We start from the raw sequence: 20287 nt of genomic DNA, 5'->3' as shown, positions 1-20287 counted from the left end.
ATGAAAAAGAGGACGATAGGAATAATAGCAGTTATCATGGGATTTTCTTTCCTTGCACTACTCTTTTTGCAGTTGCAATACATGCAACGAATGGTGCAAATGAAGAAAGAGCAATTCAACGAATCGGTGAATCGTGCTTTATATCAAGCCTCAAAGAATTTAGAACTCAATGAAACGTTGCGTTATCTTGAAAAAGATATAAACGAAACAGAGCGTAAAGCCTTTATTCGAGATTCGATAAATGCGGTATCTAAGAAAGGAGGAAAAGCCATTCAGCATTCTCATCAATACTCGGTTACAGGCAAAGACGGAACAGTTTATTCTTCATTCGAGTTAAAGACGATAACAATACGCCCCTCAAAAATTCCAAAGGGAATGATTTTGGGTAGAGATAAGAATTCTATAACAGAGGCATCAAGGTCGTTTCAGGAATTAGTAAAGAGTAGATACATTTATCAGAAAGGCTTACTTGACGAGGTTGTTTACTCAATACTTTATTCAGCTTCAGAGAAACCGTTGAAGGAAAGAATTAACTTTAAGCTTCTAGATCAAGACCTTAAGGCTGAATTAATGAATTATGGAATAGACATTCCTTATCATTTCATTGTTTCAACTCAAGATGGACGAGAAGTATATCGATGCCCCGATTATAGTGATGCAGGTGAAGAATATAGCTATTCTCAAGTTCTGTTTAGGAATGATCCACAGGCAAAGATAGGTATTGTGCGTATTCATTTCCCTGAAATGGATAAGTATATTTACTCTTCTGTGTGGTTTGTAATTCCATCGTTGATATTTACTGTGGTGCTATTAATCACATTTATATTTACGATAGTTATCATATTCAGACAGAAAAAGTACACTGAACTGAAGAATGACTTTATCAATAATATGACTCACGAGTTGAAAACGCCCATCTCGAGCATTTCACTCGCAGCTCAGATGCTTAATGATGAGTCGATAGGTAAAAGTCCACTTATGCTTAAACACATAGGGACTGTGATTAATGATGAGTCGAAACGCCTACGCTTTTTGGTTGAGAAAGTACTTCAGATGTCTATGTTTGACAAGAATAGAGCTATCTATAAATCTAAAGAACTGGATTTAAATGAGATGGTTTATAATATTGCAAACACCTTTACTCTGCGTGTAGAGCATACAGGAGGAAAGATATATACAGAGGTAGAGGCGGTTGATTCAACGGTATATGTTGATGAGATGCACTTCCAAAACGTAATTTTCAATCTTCTAGATAATGCGGTTAAATATCGTAAACCCGATACTCCGCTCGATGTTTTCTTGAAGACTTGGAATGAAGAAGATGCCATTATGCTCTCAATAAGAGATACTGGTTTAGGAATAAAGAGAGATAATCTTAAAAAAATATTTGATAAATTCTACCGTGTTCACACAGGCAATGTGCACGACGTGAAAGGCTTTGGATTAGGACTTGCATACGTTAAGCAGATTGTAGACATCAATGGTGGTGAAATAACTGTTGAGAGTGAATATGGAAAGGGAACGACATTTACAATTAAATTACCAATAATTAAAAATTAAAAATTATGGAAGACAAATTAAAAATCCTATTGTGTGAAGACGATGAAAACCTAGGAATGTTGCTTAGAGAATATCTACAAGCAAAAGGTTACGCAGCAACTCTTTGCCCAGATGGTGAAGCTGGATATAAAGAATTTTTGAAAAGTAAGTTTGATATTTGCGTGCTTGACGTGATGATGCCTAAAAAAGATGGTTTCACTCTTGCACAAGAGATAAGACAATCGAATGCAGAAATGCCTATTATTTTCCTTACTGCAAAGACATTAAAGGAGGATATCTTAGAAGGTTTCAAGATTGGTGCAGACGATTATATCACCAAGCCATTCTCTATGGAAGAGTTGGTATTCCGTATTGAAGCAATTCTACGTCGTGTACATGGCAAGAAAAACAAAGAAAGTACATTGTATAACATCGGTAGATTTACTTTCGATACACAGAAGCAATTGCTAACTATTGGCGATAAGCAAACAAAGCTTACTACAAAAGAAAATGAATTGTTGGCTTTACTTTGCTCACATGCAAACGAAATTTTGCAACGTGACTTTGCTTTGAAGACTATTTGGATTGACGATAATTATTTCAATGCTCGTTCAATGGACGTTTATATTACCAAATTGCGTAAGCATTTGAAAGATGATGATCAAATAGAAATCATTAATATTCATGGTAAGGGATACAAACTTATTACTCCCGAACAAGATTAATAAAGTAAAAGAGCTTGATAAACACATATCAAGCTCTTTTCTTTTGTAGATATATTAGAAAATATATGTATTCTGTTTCTTCCTTGAAGGCTTGCCTCTATCCTTTAAAAAGCATCTTTTTATATTATAAACTCACTGTGTTTGTATTCTAAAAGCATTGTTATTACAATTCAAAGTCAATGCTATTTCGTTTTGCTGTTTAGGGTTTATAAATCAAAGTAGTGATTAAAAGTATTCTGAAGCTCTACTTCCGATTCAATAACACGTCTTATTTCGCTTAGTCCCTTTGCGTTATTAGAGTTAGGAATCCATAAACGAATGTAGCCATTAACAGAATATTTGGCAGTGATATGTTTCTTGAAATATCTAAATACCTCTTCTTTTGTAGCGTTGGGATATTGAAGGCGAATTGCAGTTATAGTGTCTTTAAATACCGTTTCCAGAGTTAAATCTCGCACAGACTCAGCAATAATACAACCATATATGCTTCTTGGGGCATGAGCCATCGATGCTCTATGGTCTTCAATGGCCTCTTTCATGGTTGTAATTTGTTCTTTTGAGAACCAATTTAGTAAGCGGGCGTCTTTAGATAATATTTTTCCTCCTGTGATGTGGTGTATCGCTTTAGGCCCATTTAGTCCTAAATCATGATACGCAGCAATAGTATAAGCCATGTTGATATCGGCCGTTGTGACTCTTGCAAGCTGTAAACTCTGCTTTATTATGTTTAGAATTTTACTTAACCCGTGATGTGATTCAAGGTCATTATATTGTGGAAGAATGTTGGTTTCTACAAATGACATTAGCTCTAAGTTTACCTCTCTACTGCTCATAAATCTGCCGTTATTATTTTGCAAATATACAATTAAATGTTTATTTTTGCAATATTATGGAACAGAGAATAGCAGAGAACTCTTGGAAAGCATGGCTACTTGCCACTCGTCCCAAAACTTTGATCAGTGCAATAATTCCCGTTTGTATTGGAGCTGCATGGGCTTTTGTGCATGGAGGACACGATGTAAATACACTACCACTGGTTCTTTGTTTTGCATTTGCTATTGTTATGCAGATTGATGCGAATTTTATTAATGATTATTTCGATTTTAAACGAGGTAATGATAACGAAACTCGATTAGGCCCTAAGCGTGCTTGTGCCCAAGGTTGGATAAAACCTAGAAGTATGTTTCATGCAATAATTCTAACCACAATTATAGCGAGTGCAATTGGATTTCCCCTTATTTTCTTCGGAGGTTATCAGCTTATTCTTCTAGGATTAGCATGTGTTGTCTTCTGTTTCCTATATACAACACATTTATCTTACTGGGGATTAGGTGATGTTCTTGTTTTAGTATTCTTTGGATTGGTTCCAGTTTTAGCTACATATTATCTAGTTGCCCTACCTGGCTCTACGATATTTAATCTAGATGTAGTTGTTTCTGCTATTAATTGTGGATTGGTAATAGATTTACTTTTGATTGTAAATAACTTCAGAGATATAGATAATGACAAGGCTGCAGGAAAGAAAACACTGGTGGTTTACATTGGTAAGAAAAATACATTGGTTTTGTATTGTGGAATAGGAGTAGCAGTCTTATTACTTGGAGGTTTGTTCCTTATTCATTCAAACCTCATGGCTTGTCTTTTACCACTATTGTTTTTACCTTTTCATATATCTACCTTTATCGAAATGAAGACCATTGATAAAGGAAAAGAATTAAATAAAGTCTTGGGGAAAACGGCTCGAAACATCTTTATTTATGGCTTGTTACTCTCTCTTGGAATATTGTTAGGGTAGAGCTTTCCGCAGAGATTTAGATTTGGTTTCTTAGCGAAATATAGGAGAGTGTTTACATTTGTATATGTGAACATAGCTAAAATTTCTTCTCTTAAAAAAGAGAAAAAGACCTATATTCTAAATCTCTAATTCAAATAAAATGCGTAATTTTGTAACAAAATGAACACTTCAGATTTGCAAAATATAAAACAACGCTATAATGTTGTTGGTAATAGTGATGGCTTAAATAGGGCTTTAGATGTGGCTTTGCAGGTTGCATCTACCGATCTTTCTGTGCTTATTATTGGTGAAAGTGGTGTGGGTAAAGAAATTATTCCACGCATTATTCATGATAACTCAACACGACGCAGGGAGAAATACTTTGCAATAAACTGTGGTTCGATACCTGAAGGTACAATAGATAGTGAGCTTTTTGGACACGAAAAGGGCTCTTTTACAGGCGCAATTGGCGAAAGTGAAGGCTATTTTGGTATCGCAAATAAGGGTACAATCTTCTTAGATGAAGTGGGAGAGTTGCCCATTGCTACTCAAGCTCGATTGTTGAGAGTTCTTGAAACAGGTGAGTATATAAAAGTAGGAGGGCAAAAAATATTAAAAACCGATGTGCGCATAGTTGCTGCAACTAATGTAAATATGCGTAAAGCAATTAGTGAAGGACGATTCAGAGAAGACCTTTATTATCGCTTAAACACCATTCCTATTCAAATTCCACCATTAAGAGATCGAGGAAATGATATACTTTTACTCTTCCGTTTGTTTGCTATGCAGATGGCAGAAACCTATCATTTGCCTAAAATAACATTGACAGAAGATGCAAAGGCAATGATGTTGCGTTATAAGTGGCCAGGAAATGTAAGACAGCTTAAAAACATAACGGAACAAATGTCGGTGCTTAGTACTGAAAGAGAAATTGATGCAAAGGCTTTAACTCAATTCATTCCAGAGGACCCTGAAAGCACAGAGCTAGCTCCAATATCAAAAAATGGATCTCACTCGTATGAAAGTGAACGTGAGATTCTGTATAAAATTCTTTACGAACTACGTGGAAATGTGAGTGATTTGCGCCAAGAAATGGCTAATTTGCGTAAGCAATTAGACGAAACACAACACCTAAATAGTGTTGGAGGGTTTAACGCAAAGCTTTCAAGTGTTGCTAATGAAGAAGAACATCTTCCTGCGTCTGAGGTGCATCCAGTGGTAAGACACCATGCCGTTACATTGAATCCTTTGCCAATCGTAGATGCTGAAGCAGAAGAAATTGCGGAACCTAAAAGCTTAAATCTGAACGATTTTGAGCGTAAAATGGTAGTAGAGGCCCTTGAAAAGAATGGAGGAAATAGAAAGAAAGCAGCAAGAGATTTGGGCATTTCTGATAGAACTTTATATAGAAGAATAAGACAATATGGACTTGATGAAGAATAATATAAACAGAACTAAAGGTTTAAGAGGAGTAGTTTTTGCTCTGCTTCCCTTGTTATTAACTTGTGTCTTATTGTTCGCATGTTCTGTTTCTTATAAGTTTAATGGTGCGAGTATAGATTATACAAAGACAAAGACCATTCAAATTAACGACTTCCCCATTCGCTCAACCTATGTGTGGGGACCAATGGCGTCTATCTTTAATAATGAATTAAAAGATATTTATGCTAACCATACACGCCTTGTTCAAGTGAAAAGAAATGGAGATTTAAAGATAGAGGGAGAGATTACGCAATATTCGCAACGTAATAAATCGGTTTCAAGTGAAGGTTATTCGGCTCAAACTGAACTTTCTATCACTGTGAATGTTCGCTTTATCAATAATAAAAATCACAGCGAAGACTTCGAACGTCAATTCACTGCGTCACAGTCTTACGAAACAACTCGTAACCTAAGTTCTGTTCAAGAAGAGCTAGTTACACAGATGGTGAAAGACTTAACCGAGCAAATTTTCAATGCCACAGTGGCTAATTGGTAATAAAGAAAGAAGAAGTTGAATAATGGATATTAGTTATTTAATAGAGCATCCGGAAACAATGAGTAGGGAAACGCTGTATGATTTACGCAGTTTTCTTGCCATCTATCCTTATTACCAACCTGCTCGTTTGTTGATGTTGAAAAACCTTTATATTCTTCATGATTCTTCTTTTGATGAGGAATTGCGTCGTTCTGCCATCTATTTAACAGATAAAAAAGTTCTTTTTGAATTGGTAGAGGCTGTTCATTATCGTTTAAAGAAAGAGTCAAAGTTGGTAAGCAATCAAGAAGAGGCTATTCAAGACGGCAACAGAACGATTAGTCTTATCGACACTTTCTTAGAGTCTATTCCAGAAGAAGAGGAGAAAAAAGAACCTCAAAGAAAACCAACTCCTGCAGATGCAGCGGTTGATTATGTTTCATATCTTTTAGAAATAGAAAGCGAAGAGGAAAAGAATAAGAAAGAAGGCGAGTCGATTATGAAGGGACAAAGCTTGATAGATAACTTTATCAACAAAGAACCTGGACGCATTCAACTGAAAGATGAGCCTGAATATATCCCTCAATTAGAGGGTAATGACGAAAATAAAACGCTCTCTGAAGAAGGTTATCTCACTGAAACTCTTGCAAAAATATATATAAAACAAGGACAATATGAACGTGCAATTGAAATAATTAAGCGTTTATATTTGAATTATCCAAAAAAAAATGTTTACTTTGCAGATCAATTACGTTTCTTAGAGAAATTGATACTTAATAATAAAAATAAATAAACAAACAAAAGATGTACACATTATTTATTATCCTAATCCTGTTAGCTTCTTTCTTTATGATTGCTATTGTATTGATACAAGAATCTAAAGGTGGAGGTCTAGCTTCTAACTTCTCATCTAGCAACTCTATTATGGGAGTGCGTAAAACAACAGATGTAGTAGAAAAAACAACTTGGATTTTAGCTGTTTCGATGGTAGTTCTTAGCGTAGTATGTGCTTATGTAGCACCTAAAGCTGCAACAGAAGAGAGTGCTGTGGAAAGAATGTCTACTGAAGCGCCTGCAACAAATCCAAATACAACTCCAGGATTTGGTGCAACTTCAACACCAACTACAGCGCCTGCAACCGGTGATGTTGCTCCTCAAGCAACTCAACAGGCACCTAAAACACCTGCAAAATAGAAATTTTATAAAAAATATAGGGATTTATTTGGTAGTTTCAAGTAAATCCCTTAACTTTGCACTCGCTTTCAACAGGGAAGTATTTACACGGTGGTTGTAGTTCAGTTGGTTAGAGCGTCAGATTGTGGTTCTGAATGTCGTGGGTTCGAGTCCCATCTACCACCCAACAAATTAGAAAGGAATTGTGTCACGAAAAGGCATAATTCCTTTTTTTATTGATGTGAATTGTGAGCTGATTTACTTGAAATTCTGACTTTCAATCATAGTAGGCATAGTTTAAATAAAATGATAGTGAAAGTAAAATGCTGTGATATTGCATTCTAAAAGAAGTAGAATTACATCTTAATAGCAATGCTATTGTAGGCGAGAAGCTATACTATTATATTTAATGTGAATGAAGTAAGTATTTAGAAGTAAAAAGTTCATCTTCCGAGGTTAATATATAATGAACAGAACAAATATGAATCAAAATACAAAGCAACCTCTTTTTGCGCACTTTAGTTTGTTAGGTGCTGCAACATTTTGGGGGTTAATGGCCCCTTTAGGTAAAGATGCAATGAATAATGGTATAAATGGAGTAGCATTAGTGATGTTCCGTATTCTAGGAGGAGCTACACTCTTTTGGCTTGCTTCTTTATTTGTTCAGAAAGAGAATGTATGCCGAAAAGACATTTTCCTTTTTATGTTAGCTGCTATCTTGGGCTTAATTTGTAATCAATGTTGCTATACCATAGGCTTAAGTCTTACCTCTCCCATTAATGCTGGCATCATAACTACCACAATGCCTATCTTTGCTTTGATACTTTCAGCTTTGATTTTGAAAGAGCCGATCACTCCTAAAAAGGCAATAGGGGTAGCTCTTGGATTTTCAGGGGCTGTGTTATTGATCTCAACAAGTTTGCGAATGGCTGGAGTTAATGGGGTAGGAAGTATCAAAGGAGACCTCCTATGTCTAGGAGCTCAATTGTCTTATACGCTCTATCTTACCATTTTTAATAAACTTGTAAAGCGTTATTCTGTCTTTACCATTAATAAATGGATGTTTCTTTGGGCTACACTGCTGTTGTTCCCGTTCGCCTTTCCCAGCATTCAAGCGATATCTTTTTCACAAATATCGCTAAAAACCTACTTAGAAGTAGGGTATGTTGTAGTGTTTGGAACCTTTATTTGCTATTTATTGATGATCTCAGGACAACGTGTCTTACGTCCTACTGTAGTGAGCATGTATAACTATATGCAACCAGTTGTGGCTACCATAGTGAGTGTTTCTTTGGGATTAGCAGCGTTAACATTCAACCATTTTATTGCTGTAGTCCTTATTTTTATAGGAGTTTGGCTTGTTGTGCGTTCAAAATCAAAGCGAGATATGTCTTCTTCTCGCTGATTTGAAGAGACTTCTGCGTTACAATTTGATTGCCTTTGAGGCAATTATAAGGATAAGGAATGATGATATAATTATTTAACCCATTCGTATGAGTTGCCCCATGATTTAATTCCTGGAATATTTAGATAATCTTCTTGATACCCAAAGACCTTTATTTTTCGTCCAAAGTTATTAGGATTATCTACAAGATTGAGTTCTTTTCTTGCTTGAGATCTACTCTTTAATTCAATGGCAATCATTTTTTTGATGTCTTTCTCGTTTGGATTATCTGCTAATAGTATGGCAGATAGACCGCTAAAAGGTGCTTCTAGAGTAGCATTCTTTATGTTTCCTGAGCATGAACCCACAATATAACCTTGTACCCATATTTGATATAGATAGTCTTTAGTTAAGAAATCAGATATTGAAATGTGGTCTTCTTTAGGAACTGTATTGCCGTTATCGGGCTTGTCGTTTGATGGATTGTCAGGTGTAGTACCTTCCTTTTCTTTGTCAGGATTAGGTTTTTCTGGAGTGGGAGGGTTGTTCTCAGATTCTTTTTTATCTTCAGAAGGGCTCTTCTTTTCATCATCCGAAGGCTTTTCTTCTTCCTTTTCATCTTCAGAATCGATAGTAGTTTCTTTCTTATTTTTCTCTTTTTCTGGAGAATAAGGTTTTTCACAAGCACACAGATTGATAAATAGTGCTGTAATAATAGAATAAATAAATGCTTTCATTATTGTTGTTTTTGGTTAATATCGTTTTACAAAATTACAAAAATATGAAACCCATTGCAAGTTTATCCTTATTTTTCTTTTCATAATTATCTTTTGAATGGTTTTCTGTATCCCCTGTTATATGGTTGCGTATTTATTTCTTTTATTTTGTATGTTTCCAATTATTTCTTCAAATAAATTTATTATCTTTGCATAGATTCACGGCGTTTCTACTCGTTGAAATGAAGGAGATAGATTGTGTTAAAAGCGTTGAAAGTAGATAACCAAGGAGTTTTTTTTACGAGAAAGAATACTGTGATATCATAACTTTATCTCAATAAAATTATGGCTTGTAATATATTTAAAGGTCTAGGAACAGCTCTTGTTACTCCATTTAAGTTAGATGGAAGTGTTGATTATGATGCATTGCAACGTATTATCGATTATCAATTGCAGAATGGAGCCGACTTTTTGTGCATATTAGCAACAACAGGAGAAACTCCTTGTTTGTCGATTGAAGAGAAACAGACTATAAAAAATATTGTTGTAGACCAATGTAGAGGTAAAGTTCCCATCTTAATTGGATGTGGAGGAAATAATACTCAAGCCGTAGTACATGAGCTGAAAACTACAGATTTTAAAGGGGTAGATGCCATTTTGAGTGTTTGTCCATATTATAACAAACCTTCCCAAGAAGGTTTATATCAGCATTTTAAACTTATTTCTAAAGAAAGTCCGTTGCCAGTGGTGCTTTATAATGTTCCAGGTAGAACTGGAGTGAATTTGCAATGGGATACAACTGTGCGCCTTGCAAATGATTGTGAGAATATTATTGCAATTAAAGAAGCAAGCGGAAACTTAGAACAAGTGGATAAGATTATTCAAAATAAACCTAATCGTTTTGATGTATTAAGTGGTGATGATGCCTTAACATTCTCAATGGTTGCTAGTGGAGCAGCTGGAGCAATATCGGTAATAGGTAATGCTTTGCCTAGAGAATTCTCTAAAATGATACGTTTAGAGTTTAATGGAGAATACGAACCTGCTAGAACTATTCATCATCGTTTTGCAGAGTTGTATGATTTATTATTTGTAGATGGTAATCCTGCGGGCGTGAAAGCATTATTAAGCGAAATGGGTTTCATTGAGAATGTACTTCGATTACCATTAGTTCCAACCCGTATTACTACAAAACAAAAGATGGCAAACATTTTGAAAGGTCTTCAAATGTAAAGCTGTCAATCTATTATTTTATAGTAATAAAGATAGGAATATTAAGGATAATATTAGGAATCACTTGTGTGTTGAGTTCTTTTAGAATGTAGTATCCTTTAAACTTGCAATCTGTTTCTTGCATTAATTGTAACCAATATATCGATAATGCCATTCCTACAAAAGGGTGGTATTTATGGTATTATTTCAGTTTAGCTAATAAAAAGTACGAAAGGGGTAATCTTCTTATCTTGTTTTAATTTAATTGTTGTTACAGAACCGCACATATCCTATTATGCTTTTGTTACAAGGCTATGTGTAAAAGATACTTAAAGTAAAAGTAAGAGCTTATTACTTTGAGTCTAAAGTAATGAGTGCAACTTCAACATCTTGTGTTGTTATGATGCAACCATCAGGCTCCTTTTGAAGCAAAGGCTTAATCTTATCAAGAAAGTCGTGAATCTTTTCTTCATTATCGACAATCTCAACAGTGATAGGAACCTTGTCTGTAAATTCCCAATGTGAATGCAATATCGTTGAAGAACTGCATCCATATCCCATAATACCTTTATAGATTGTAGCACCTGCCATATTGAATTCTTTGGCCATTCGAGCTAGAAAATGATATAAAGGCTCGTCTTCATATAAGTCTGTATTACTTATATAAATCTTAATCATTTTTGCTTTGTCGTTCATAACTTGACTTGTTTGTAGGTTTATAGTGGTTATTGCAAATTTACAAAAATAACTTATACGTTGTAGAATAAAATGTATAAAAAACTTTTATTTCAACAGAAATAAGTAATTTTGCTTTGCTTAATGGAGTGAAGTTTGTGTATTTCTGTTAAGAATTAACAATTGTAAAAAATAAGATGTTAAACAATAATTTAAGATGAAGAAAATAAAGAACCCTTGGTTGCATAAAGAAGAATACCATTGCTTTGGTTGTTGTCCTGATAATCCATTAGGTTTGAAGATGGAATTTTATGAAGAAGGTGATGAAATTATATCATATTGGCACCCCAGTGAGCATTATCAAGGTTGGGTAGGCGTGATGCATGGAGGAATATTAAGTACGATAATAGACGAAATTGCAGGCTGGGTTGTTTTGAGAAAGATGCAAACAACAGGTGTAACAAGTAAGTTAGAGGTGAATTATCGTAAGCCAATACTTTCTTCTTCAAAAGTAATTGTCGTGCGTTCGCATATTTCTTCGACTTTTAGAAATATCGTAAATATAGAAGCAACCATCGAAAATGAAAACCACGAAGTGTGTGTTCATGGTGTTGCCACTTATTTCACATTTGATAAGAAACGTGCAACTGCAATGGGATTCACAGAATGTGAAGTTGAAGACGAATAATAAATCCTTATTTATACCTTATTAATAATATAAAGATGAAATTGATATTGAAAAATAAAATGGTGGGAATATTGGCAGTTTGTTTTATTGCTAGTAGTCCGAATATCGCTTTTTCACAAGCAAAGAACAATAAGTATCCTTCTTTTTTAAGTGTAAAAGACCTTCCAGATGGTGTGAAATATCTACCCGCTCCACCTGATACTTCGAGCGTTGCATTCTTCAATGACTTCTCAAGATATCAATGGGGAAAGTCTATAAGAAATTCAAAAAGAGGCGAACAAGCTATTGATGATGCAACACAAACAGCTGAATCGTTAGCAAGACAGTTCTCTGAAGCTTTTGGATTAGAAATCTCTCAGACCGCAACTCCGCAGATATTTTATCTACTTTCCTTGCTAAACTCAGATTGTGGATATGCAACTCAAACTGCAAAGCATCACTATATGCGCAAGCGTCCATTCGTTCAATTTCATGAAACGACCTCTATTCCTGCCAAGGAACCACATTATCGCAATACAGGTTCTTATCCTTCAGGACATTCTGCCACTGGTTGGGGAATTGCATTGGTGCTCTCTGAGATCAATCCTGCACGACAAGAGGAAATTCTTAAACGTGGATATGAGATAGGAGAGAGTAGGGTTATTGCTGGATTTCATTATCAAAGCGATGTCGATAATGCTCGTCTTGCAGGTAGTGCAGCCGTTGCTCGTTTGCATGCAGACAAGTCTTTTATGAAACAACTGCAAAAAGCTAAGGACGAATTTACACGTCTTTCAAAATAAATATTGTATTTTTGCAAATGCAAATGGTTTCATTCTTTTGATAACATGTAAAGAATTGTGAGATATTCAGCATGATATGGATAGACGAATTAAAAGGGAATCAAGTGAAAGTCTTGAACAGTCCCGCTGCTGTAAGCAATAATTATTACGAAATAAACACGATGTCACTGATGTAATTGGGAAGACGTTTATCTTCGTTTTGCAAAGTCAGAAGACCTGCCATTATGCTTTTTAAGTTTTGATTCGTCTCGAGGAAGACTGTCAAAAACGTCTTTTTGTGGAAATACAATATGTTAAGAAAGAATCTAATTCTCTTCTTTCTATTCTTGTGTGTATTGCCTATTGATGCACAGAACGATAGTATTACTGCCACATATCAACTCGAAGGAGTGAAGATATATGGTAGTAAGCAACCCGTTAATGCCCTTTCTTTACAACCCATACAATCCTTTGATAACCTGCAAATGCAGCAATTGGGTTTCCATCGTATATCAGATGCGGTGAAATACTTTGCTGGTGTAGCTGTAAAAGATTATGGTGGACAGGGAGGATTGAAGACAATTAGTCTTAGAGGACTATCTTCTCACCACACAGCTGTTAGCTATGATGGATTAGTTCTTAGTAATTTGCAAGCAGGACAGATTGATATTGGACGCTTTACCACAGACGGAGTGACTCAAACAAGTGTGGCTTTGGGACATAGCAGTGCTTTATTACAAACGGCAAGACATTATGCTTCGGCAGGAGTACTAATGATAGAGACTGATGGAAAAGCTTTTTTCTATTCGAATAAGCATACAAGTGTAAATGGAAGTCTCACTTTGGGCTCGTTTAATTACTATCAACCAGCTTTCCGTTTGTGGCAGAAAATAAACCCAACAACATCTATTGGAGCTAATGTTACATATATAAAGAGTAAGGGTGATTATCCTTTTACCTTGAAAAATGGAAGTTTAACAACCAAAGAAAAACGTCAAAATGATGATATTTCTTCTCTGAATTCAGAGTTGAACCTTTTTCATTTGGTTAAAGAAGGAGTGCTATTACAGTCTAAGGTCAATTATTATCATTCAGAAAGAGGACTTCCTGGAGGAGTGATTCTGTATAACCACGATGCTAAAGAACGATTATGGGATGATAATTTTGCTTTCCAGACAACTCTTCAAATGCCTCTCTTAGATCAAAGAATGCAAATGAAAGCAATCTTAAATTATAGTTATGCCCGAAATAAATATATAGATGTAGGTAGTCAATACCCAACAGGTATGCTGAAAGAAATCAACAGTCAGAACGAATTCTATCTTTCTTCTGCCTTTGCTTACACGTTTTCTTCAGCTTTAACGTTATCTCTTTCGCAAGATTTCTCTTTGAATAAACTTCTTGAAGGTGCTGCAATAACAGCGCAGCCAGTTCGCTTTACAAGTTTAACTGCACTCAATTTAAAATATCATTATAAGCGTTTTAAAGGCGAAGGGACGCTTGTTTCGTCTTTTAGTAGCGAGAAAACAAGGAATAATTCATCTGCTCTTACAAGGTTTAATCTATCTCCTTCAATTGCAATGTCTTATGCTTTGCTTCCTAATAAAGGCTTGTTGATGCGCTTAATGTTGAAGGGTTGCTATCGAATGCCATCGTTTAATGAACTCTATTATTTAAAGTTTGGCAACACGAAGCTTCGACCAGAGCAAGCAATAATGGCGAATTGTGGATTAACCTATAAGGGATCGCTTTTCAATAAGGCGAAAATAGAAACCACAGTAGATGCATATTATAATAAGGTGAAAGATAAATTGGTAGCATTCCCATCACTATATGTATGGAAGATGGTGAATTTTGGAAAAGTAAATATCTATGGATTAGATCTTACTACAAATGTTTCTTGGCCTCTTTCTAAAGACTTTTCCCTACAAGGAACCCTTTCTTATTCGCTACAACAAGCATTAGATAGAAGTGATCGCACTACTTATTCTTTCAATAAGCAATTGCCTTACACTCCAAAGCATAGTGCTCATTGCACGCTTGTTGCTCAATTACCTTGGCTAAGTGTTGGTTATAGTATGTCTACCAATAGCGAACGTTATAGTATGATGCAGCAAACAAGTGAATACCGACTTGCTCCTTTCGCAGAGCATAGCGTCACATTGAGTAAAGATTTTATGCTAAAGCAAGCCCAAATGGTGTGTTCACTCACATTACAGAATATCACTAATCAGCAATATGATATCATAAAATATTATCCGATGCCTGGTCGTCAAGTGCGATTCACGGCATCTCTAACTTTATAAAAACAATTTAATAGATGAAAAAATTAACTAGTTTATGGCTTTTTGCCTTGTGTATTGTAAGTTCTTTGTCTCTTTTCTCATCATGTTCTGATGATAACAACGGAATGGAAGAATGGAGAAAAGATTCTAAAGTGGATTTACCTTCGTACAGAGGTTTTGTTCTTAGCGAAGGAAGTTTTGGTGGAAATAACTCTCATCTCTATTTCTTTAATCCTCAAACCGATACAATCTTTAATGCAGACATCTACGAAACCCAAAACAAACAGAAGTTAGGTGACACTGCAAATGATATGATTACTTATGATGGCGATATCTATGTTGTGGTGAATAACTCAAAAAGACTTTTGCGTTTGAGTGGTGCTGGACTTCAATTGGCAGCATTCGAGAAGTTTAACACCATTGGTGCTCCACGTAAAGTAGTGGCAGTTAATAATAAACTTTATGTGACATGTTATGGCGGATACGTTGCTCGTTTCGATGCAAAGACACTAACTCTTGAAGATAGTGTAAAGGTTGGAGCTAACCCTGAGCAGATAATTGAAGCGAAAGGAAAGCTCTATTGTGTTAACTCGGGATATGGAGAAGGAAACACTTTATCTGCAATTGATATCCAAGAGTTTAAAACTTCAACAACACATAAAGCTCCTTACAACCCAACAAGTATTGTTGCAGCTGGTAACTACACTTATATCACAGCGTTATATCACACTGCAGACTGGTCAAGTTATTACGGACAAGTTTATTCTTACGACCTAAATAAGTTTGAATATCAGCTTATTGCACAAGTAGATAAGGTGCTTGCAGTAGATAATTTGCTTTATATGGTGAAGAATAAGTCTGCTGCAATCTCTCAAGATGTCAACAGTTTCGCGATATATAATAGCGATACCAAACAAACAAGTACATGGAATTTGAAGAATGTTCCTACAGAGTTGTATTCTAATACTGTGTATATGGTTACAAGAAATTCATTGGATGGAAGCTTTTATATTGGTACAACAGACTACGTTAGTAATGGTGTTGTTTATCATTTTGATAAGAATGGTACTTACATTAATAAGTTTAGTGCAGGCGGAATCAATCCTAATGCAATAGTATTCTTGAAATAATGCATTCTGTTATTTATTCTATTATAGTTATATTGAGTGTGTTGTTCACTTCATGTAATTTCTCAAAGCAACGAGATTTTACAGAAGTGGGCGATACACTTCATTTGAAATATGCTCATGGAGTTGATATTATTCGTTATCAGGACTATACCATTGTTAATATAAAGAATCCCTGGAAGAGTAAAGAACTATTGCAACGATACATTCTTTGCACTCGAGATAATGTTCAAAAGCTACCTTCTTCACTCCAAGGAACAAAGGTTTCTATTCCTTTAGAGCGATGTGTAATGTCTACTGCAGCCCATTGTTATCTTTTAGATCAATTAAAACAAACAACCAATATGGCTGCTGTCTTAGGACGAAAGTATATTCATATACCTGTAATAGAAAATGAAATTAAAAGAGGAAAGATTGCTGATGCAGGCGAAGAGTTTCAACCTAATATCGAGAAACTTATATTGATAAAGCCCGATGCCTTGTTCCTTTCTCCCTATGAGCAGGCTGGAAGCTACCAAAACTTAGATAAATTAGGTGTTCCTATCATTTTTTGTGCCGACTATATGGAATCTTCTTCATTAGCAAGAGCAGAGTGGATGAAGGTCTATGGCTTGTTCTTTAATTGCGAAGAATTAGCAGAAAAGCTGTTTGAAGAGGTGGAAAGAAACTATAAAGCACAAACAGATATGGCTCATCAGTTGAATTCTAAGAACGAAATATTTACTGAACGATTGATGTCTGGCACGTGGTATTGCCCTGGAGGAACAAGTACTATTGCGCAATTAATTAAGGATGCAAATGGTATTTATTCGTTTGCCGAAAATGAAAAGGCAGGTTCTATTCCCTTAACTTTCGAACAAGTATTTGCTAAAACACAGCAAGCAAAGGTGTGGGCGTTTACTTATAATGGTGAGAAAGATATGACAATGGGTGATTTACTGAAAGAAAATGATCGATATAAGGCTCTTAAAGTGGTGTCAAATGGAAGTGTTTATGCTTGTAATGCGTCTAAAGTTCCATTCTTTGAAGAAACTCCTTTCCGTCCAGATTGGCTTCTTCACGACTTTATCATCATGCTTCATCCTAATCATTTTCAGGCAAATCAATTAAAATATTACAAGAAACTTTGAAAACAAAGCTTTATACATATTGCATCGTTCTTGCTATCTTTATTCCTTTATTGATAGTGTTGAACATTCTTGTAGGTAGTGTTTACATTCCTTTTAGTGATGTAATGGCTATTTTAGGTGGTGATACTTCTAACGAATTACAAGCTGGTAGTTATATCATTTATGGTCTTCGACTTCCTCAAGTCATCACCGCAATATTGTGTGGAGCATCTCTTGCAATATCAGGTCTGTTGCTTCAAACAACCTTTAAGAATCCTTTGGCAGGGCCATCTCTGTTTGGTATTGATGCAGGAGCAGCACTTGGGGTTGCTTTAGTGCTGTTAATGATGGGAGGAAACATCACACTTGGCGGTTTAACTGCAAGTGGTTATGCTGCTGTTTTGATAGCTGCTTTTGTGGGTTCAATAACTATTGCATTGATAGTTTTATTCTTTTCGAATATTGTTCGCAATGCCATTGTACTATTGATTATCGGTATAATGATAGGCTATTTAACGTCTTCAGCCATCACACTCCTTAATTTTTATGCTACAGCCGATGGCGTTCGGTCGTATTTATTGTGGGGAATGGGTAGCTTTAATAGCGTTACTTTAGAGCAAATACCACTCTTTTCGCTGCTTATTATACCCGTTTTGATCAGTACGTTTTTCTTGATAAAGCCTTTAAATGCCTTTTCTCTAGGAGAGTTATATGCCCGTAATTTAGGTATAAAAGTGCAAACCTTGCGCAGTATTTTATTAATCATTACAGGTCTACTTGTTGCTAGTGTTACTTCTTTTTGTGGTCCTATATCTTTTATTGGGCTTGCAGTTCCGCACCTTGTACGCTTGGTTATTAGCTCAGAAGATAATAAATGGCTTTTGCCTTTAACGCTCTTTACAGGAGTAGCAATGGCTTTATTTTGCAATCTTTTGTGTGTTTTGCCAGGAGAGAGGGGGGCATTACCACTTAATGCAGTTACATCTCTAGTTGGTGCACCTATCGTTTTATATGTAATTGTGTTTAAACTAAAACGATTTTCGTAGTTGTTGATGGTGCAAGAAAAATGAATTTAGTGTGAAACTCCAGTATAAAAAAGAGTTATTGAAGTGAATTCAATAACTCAATGGAAGGATGTTTCTTGAAAGAAATGTTTATTTTTCTTCTATATTATTATTCATCTTTATTTTTGACTCCAACATCTTATTGACAATAAAAGATGCATTCTTATTTTTACAAACACCTTTATTGATTATATAGGAGTACAAAATAGGAGTTGTTAATTCTATTTCAAAGCAATAATTGATATACTTATTACTGCCAAACTCTTCTTCTAGGTGTGTAACTCCTAGGTCATGCGTAGCAATAATTACCATAAATTGCTTTTGAGAGAAGAATTTTAAAAGGTTAATAGAGCCCAATAGTTTATCTTCCGAGTTAGTTCCTTTTAAAACTTCGTCGAAGATAAACAACGTAGAAGGGTGCTCCATTCCATAATCTATAGCACTTTCTAACCTGTCTATCTCTGCATTGAAATAGGATTTGCCTGCAACTATATTATCTTGAGTACGCATACTTGTAAACAATTTGATTGAAGGATTAAGCAGAAAGGACTCTGCACACACTTTACAACCAGTATTTGCAAGTACAATGTTGAGAGCAATGGTGCGTAAAAAAGTACTCTTTCCAGACATATTTGCACCAGTAATAATTGTAATTATACTTTCTTCTTGAGTGAAATCATTTCCTATGGCTTCTTTAAAGGCCATAAATGGGTGATAGATGTTCTTTCCTGATATGCAACCACTTGTTACAATCTGAGGAGTTACAGCATTAGGATGATTAAAATTATATGTTGCTAAACTTATTAAAGCATCTAAATGTCCTATAGTGTCCTCTAAATCATGAAGCTTTGACAAGTTTTTCTTTTCCCATTTTATGAACTTGATAAAGATAAATACATCAAGAAGGAAAAGTGTATTGCTAACCATCCACAAAATAACATTATTCCTAAAGCCAAGAAATTCATTCATCGTACTGAGTTCTTTCACACTCTTTTTATGCAGTAGTAAGGCTGATTGAATTTCTTTTAAAGTATTACTTTTAAATGTTATGGCTGTATTTAAAGATATAATAGGGGCATAACTTTCAGATAAAGATATTAACTGCTTGAGTTTTAGTATGATTTTATTTCCCTTTTGAAAGTAAAATGTACTAATTAGGCCATTAATGAAGATGATACTTGCAAGAATATAAATAGGTAGAATGAGTGATTTTTCTAAAAACAAGCATGTGAAAAGATTTCCCCAACAGCTTATTAGAATGAAAAGAGATAAAGACATGATGATGCTTAGTGTCTTTATATTAAATATAGAAGAGTAACTTTCTATACTAAAACGAATCTTTTTACTTTCTATTTCAGCAATTGATTTGTGATGAATTAAGTAGTTGTGCTGTTTTTCTAGCTCATCTAGGGTTGCTTGTCGTTGTAAAATAGCATGCTTTCCGCATCCTACATTCGATAAGAAAGAGGCTAATTGCTTAGAGCCACTTTGAGTTATAGTTCTGTTGATGCGATGAAATAAAGATGATTCGCCAAAAATATCGATATCGTATGTAAATGGATGTTGGGCAGAAACATAGTCTTTGCCATTGTATGTCGTAAATTCTCCTTTGAAATAGACTAGCTCATTATTAACAGCTTTGAGAATTTGCTTGCATTGTTTAATTTTATTGATATTGCTTTTATACCAATATACACAAACAATAAATAGTAATAATGAGATAACGCCACCTAAACCAAGTTCTATTGATTTGGTATAAAATCCCCATATCAGTAGAGATAAAGAGGAAAAGCCCGAAAGTAATCTAGCAATAAAAAGGTAGAGCTCTTTCTTTTGTAATGCTTTTAAAATGTTTCTATGTTCAAGCTGTTGTGCTTTATAATACTGTTTAGGGTCAATCATTTATGTCTTTTATAAGGTGATTATAATTGTTTAGATGATACAAAGGTATTGAATAATAATGAATTAAACAATTATACGGGACAAGTTTTCAACGCTTGAGGATACTACTCATTAATAGTAGTATTGTAAAAGCATTGAGTTTGTCGTTAAAAAGCAATGTAATTAGAAGGCAAAGTCAATGCTTTTATAGAGTAAA

Annotated in this window: 19 protein-coding genes, 1 tRNA gene and 1 riboswitch; of the genes, 16 read left to right on the top strand and 4 right to left on the bottom strand. The window is 35.0% G+C overall.

Features of this window, described 5'->3' with window-relative positions; all coding sequences use genetic code 11:
* Entirely contained in the window at positions 1 to 1560 is a 1560-nt protein-coding gene (locus A3GM_RS0102105; RefSeq protein WP_025829691.1) for a sensor histidine kinase, read from the top strand.
* A 5-nt stretch (positions 1561 to 1565) separates the two neighbouring features.
* The gene (gene rprY, locus A3GM_RS0102100) at positions 1566 to 2264 is read left to right on the top strand and encodes a response regulator transcription factor RprY (RefSeq protein WP_018361732.1); all 699 of its coding nucleotides are present in this window, start codon (positions 1566 to 1568) and stop codon (positions 2262 to 2264) included.
* Between the two features lie 206 nt (positions 2265 to 2470).
* Here the strand turns inward: rprY and A3GM_RS0102095 are convergent, their stop codons facing one another.
* On the bottom strand, positions 2471 to 3097 hold the full coding sequence (locus tag A3GM_RS0102095) for an HD domain-containing protein (protein WP_018361731.1): 627 nt from the start codon (positions 3095 to 3097) through the stop codon (positions 2471 to 2473).
* Between the two features lie 56 nt (positions 3098 to 3153).
* Between A3GM_RS0102095 and menA the strand changes: the two genes are divergently transcribed.
* The 7 genes from menA to A3GM_RS0102060 all read left to right on the top strand — a co-directional run bounded on the left by menA (position 3154) and on the right by A3GM_RS0102060 (position 8573).
* The gene (menA, locus tag A3GM_RS0102090) at positions 3154 to 4059 is read left to right on the top strand and encodes a 1,4-dihydroxy-2-naphthoate octaprenyltransferase (RefSeq protein ID WP_018361730.1); all 906 of its coding nucleotides are present in this window, start codon (positions 3154 to 3156) and stop codon (positions 4057 to 4059) included.
* Between the two features lie 159 nt (positions 4060 to 4218).
* Positions 4219 to 5481 carry a sigma-54 interaction domain-containing protein gene (locus tag A3GM_RS0102085; protein WP_018361729.1) on the top strand — a complete coding sequence of 421 codons (1263 nt, stop codon included), beginning with the start codon at positions 4219 to 4221 and terminating at the stop codon, positions 5479 to 5481.
* The gene (lptE, locus tag A3GM_RS0102080; protein ID WP_018361728.1) at positions 5462 to 6016 is read left to right on the top strand and encodes an LPS assembly lipoprotein LptE; all 555 of its coding nucleotides are present in this window, start codon (positions 5462 to 5464) and stop codon (positions 6014 to 6016) included. The genes A3GM_RS0102085 and lptE overlap by 20 nt, the downstream gene beginning before the upstream one ends.
* 22 nt (positions 6017 to 6038) lie before the next feature.
* On the top strand, positions 6039 to 6788 hold the full coding sequence (locus tag A3GM_RS0102075) for a hypothetical protein (RefSeq protein ID WP_025829694.1): 750 nt from the start codon (positions 6039 to 6041) through the stop codon (positions 6786 to 6788).
* 11 nt (positions 6789 to 6799) lie between these two features.
* Positions 6800 to 7189, top strand: a complete 390-nt coding sequence (secG, locus tag A3GM_RS0102070) for a preprotein translocase subunit SecG (RefSeq protein ID WP_018361726.1) — start codon at positions 6800 to 6802, stop codon at positions 7187 to 7189.
* Positions 7190 to 7278: 89 nt separating this feature from the next.
* Positions 7279 to 7354 (top strand) — tRNA-His (locus A3GM_RS0102065).
* 295 nt (positions 7355 to 7649) lie between these two features.
* Positions 7650 to 8573 (top strand): DMT family transporter, encoded by a 924-nt coding sequence (locus A3GM_RS0102060; RefSeq protein WP_018361725.1) that lies wholly within the window; start codon positions 7650 to 7652, stop codon positions 8571 to 8573.
* 71 nt (positions 8574 to 8644) lie between these two features.
* On the opposite strand, the gene A3GM_RS0102055 is transcribed toward A3GM_RS0102060, so the two are convergent.
* Complete coding sequence (locus A3GM_RS0102055; RefSeq protein WP_018361724.1) at positions 8645 to 9289, bottom strand: DUF6359 domain-containing protein; 645 nt, start codon at positions 9287 to 9289, stop codon at positions 8645 to 8647.
* Between the two features lie 324 nt (positions 9290 to 9613).
* On the opposite strand from A3GM_RS0102055, the gene dapA reads away from it, so the two are divergent.
* Positions 9614 to 10501: a 4-hydroxy-tetrahydrodipicolinate synthase gene (gene dapA / locus A3GM_RS0102050; protein ID WP_018361723.1), complete on the top strand. Its 888-nt coding sequence runs from the start codon at positions 9614 to 9616 to the stop codon at positions 10499 to 10501.
* 330 nt (positions 10502 to 10831) lie between these two features.
* On the opposite strand, the gene A3GM_RS0102040 is transcribed toward dapA, so the two are convergent.
* On the bottom strand, positions 10832 to 11158 hold the full coding sequence (locus A3GM_RS0102040; RefSeq protein WP_238299177.1) for a DUF190 domain-containing protein: 327 nt from the start codon (positions 11156 to 11158) through the stop codon (positions 10832 to 10834).
* Positions 11159 to 11372: 214 nt separating this feature from the next.
* On the opposite strand from A3GM_RS0102040, the gene A3GM_RS0102035 reads away from it, so the two are divergent.
* From A3GM_RS0102035 to A3GM_RS0102010, 6 genes are all read left to right on the top strand, one after another.
* The gene (locus A3GM_RS0102035; protein WP_018361720.1) at positions 11373 to 11843 is read left to right on the top strand and encodes a PaaI family thioesterase; all 471 of its coding nucleotides are present in this window, start codon (positions 11373 to 11375) and stop codon (positions 11841 to 11843) included.
* A 59-nt stretch (positions 11844 to 11902) separates the two neighbouring features.
* A complete protein-coding gene (locus A3GM_RS0102030) occupies positions 11903 to 12625 on the top strand; it encodes an acid phosphatase (RefSeq protein ID WP_018361719.1) in 723 nt (240 codons plus the stop codon).
* Positions 12626 to 12666: 41 nt separating this feature from the next.
* Positions 12667 to 12863: riboswitch (cobalamin riboswitch) on the top strand.
* A 52-nt stretch (positions 12864 to 12915) separates the two neighbouring features.
* Positions 12916 to 14910 carry a TonB-dependent receptor plug domain-containing protein gene (locus A3GM_RS0102025; protein ID WP_018361718.1) on the top strand — a complete coding sequence of 665 codons (1995 nt, stop codon included), beginning with the start codon at positions 12916 to 12918 and terminating at the stop codon, positions 14908 to 14910.
* 14 nt (positions 14911 to 14924) lie between these two features.
* Complete coding sequence (locus A3GM_RS0102020) at positions 14925 to 16019, top strand: YncE family protein (protein WP_018361717.1); 1095 nt, start codon at positions 14925 to 14927, stop codon at positions 16017 to 16019.
* The gene (locus A3GM_RS0102015) at positions 16019 to 17146 is read left to right on the top strand and encodes an ABC transporter substrate-binding protein (RefSeq protein ID WP_018361716.1); all 1128 of its coding nucleotides are present in this window, start codon (positions 16019 to 16021) and stop codon (positions 17144 to 17146) included. The genes A3GM_RS0102020 and A3GM_RS0102015 overlap by 1 nt, the downstream gene beginning before the upstream one ends.
* A complete protein-coding gene (locus tag A3GM_RS0102010) occupies positions 17143 to 18171 on the top strand; it encodes an iron ABC transporter permease (RefSeq protein ID WP_018361715.1) in 1029 nt (342 codons plus the stop codon). Before A3GM_RS0102015 ends, A3GM_RS0102010 begins: the two co-directional genes overlap by 4 nt.
* A gap of 108 nt (positions 18172 to 18279) precedes the next feature.
* Here the strand turns inward: A3GM_RS0102010 and A3GM_RS0102005 are convergent, their stop codons facing one another.
* Positions 18280 to 20091 carry a MutS-related protein gene (locus A3GM_RS0102005; protein WP_018361714.1) on the bottom strand — a complete coding sequence of 604 codons (1812 nt, stop codon included), beginning with the start codon at positions 20089 to 20091 and terminating at the stop codon, positions 18280 to 18282.
* Positions 20092 to 20287: the final 196 nt, after the last annotated feature.

Origin of the sequence: Hoylesella nanceiensis DSM 19126 = JCM 15639, assembly GCF_000379965.1 — a bacterium.
GTDB lineage: Bacteria > Bacteroidota > Bacteroidia > Bacteroidales > Bacteroidaceae > Prevotella > Prevotella nanceiensis.
The sequence above is the reverse complement of the archived record's forward strand: the minus strand, read 5'-3'. Positions and strand labels throughout refer to the sequence as shown.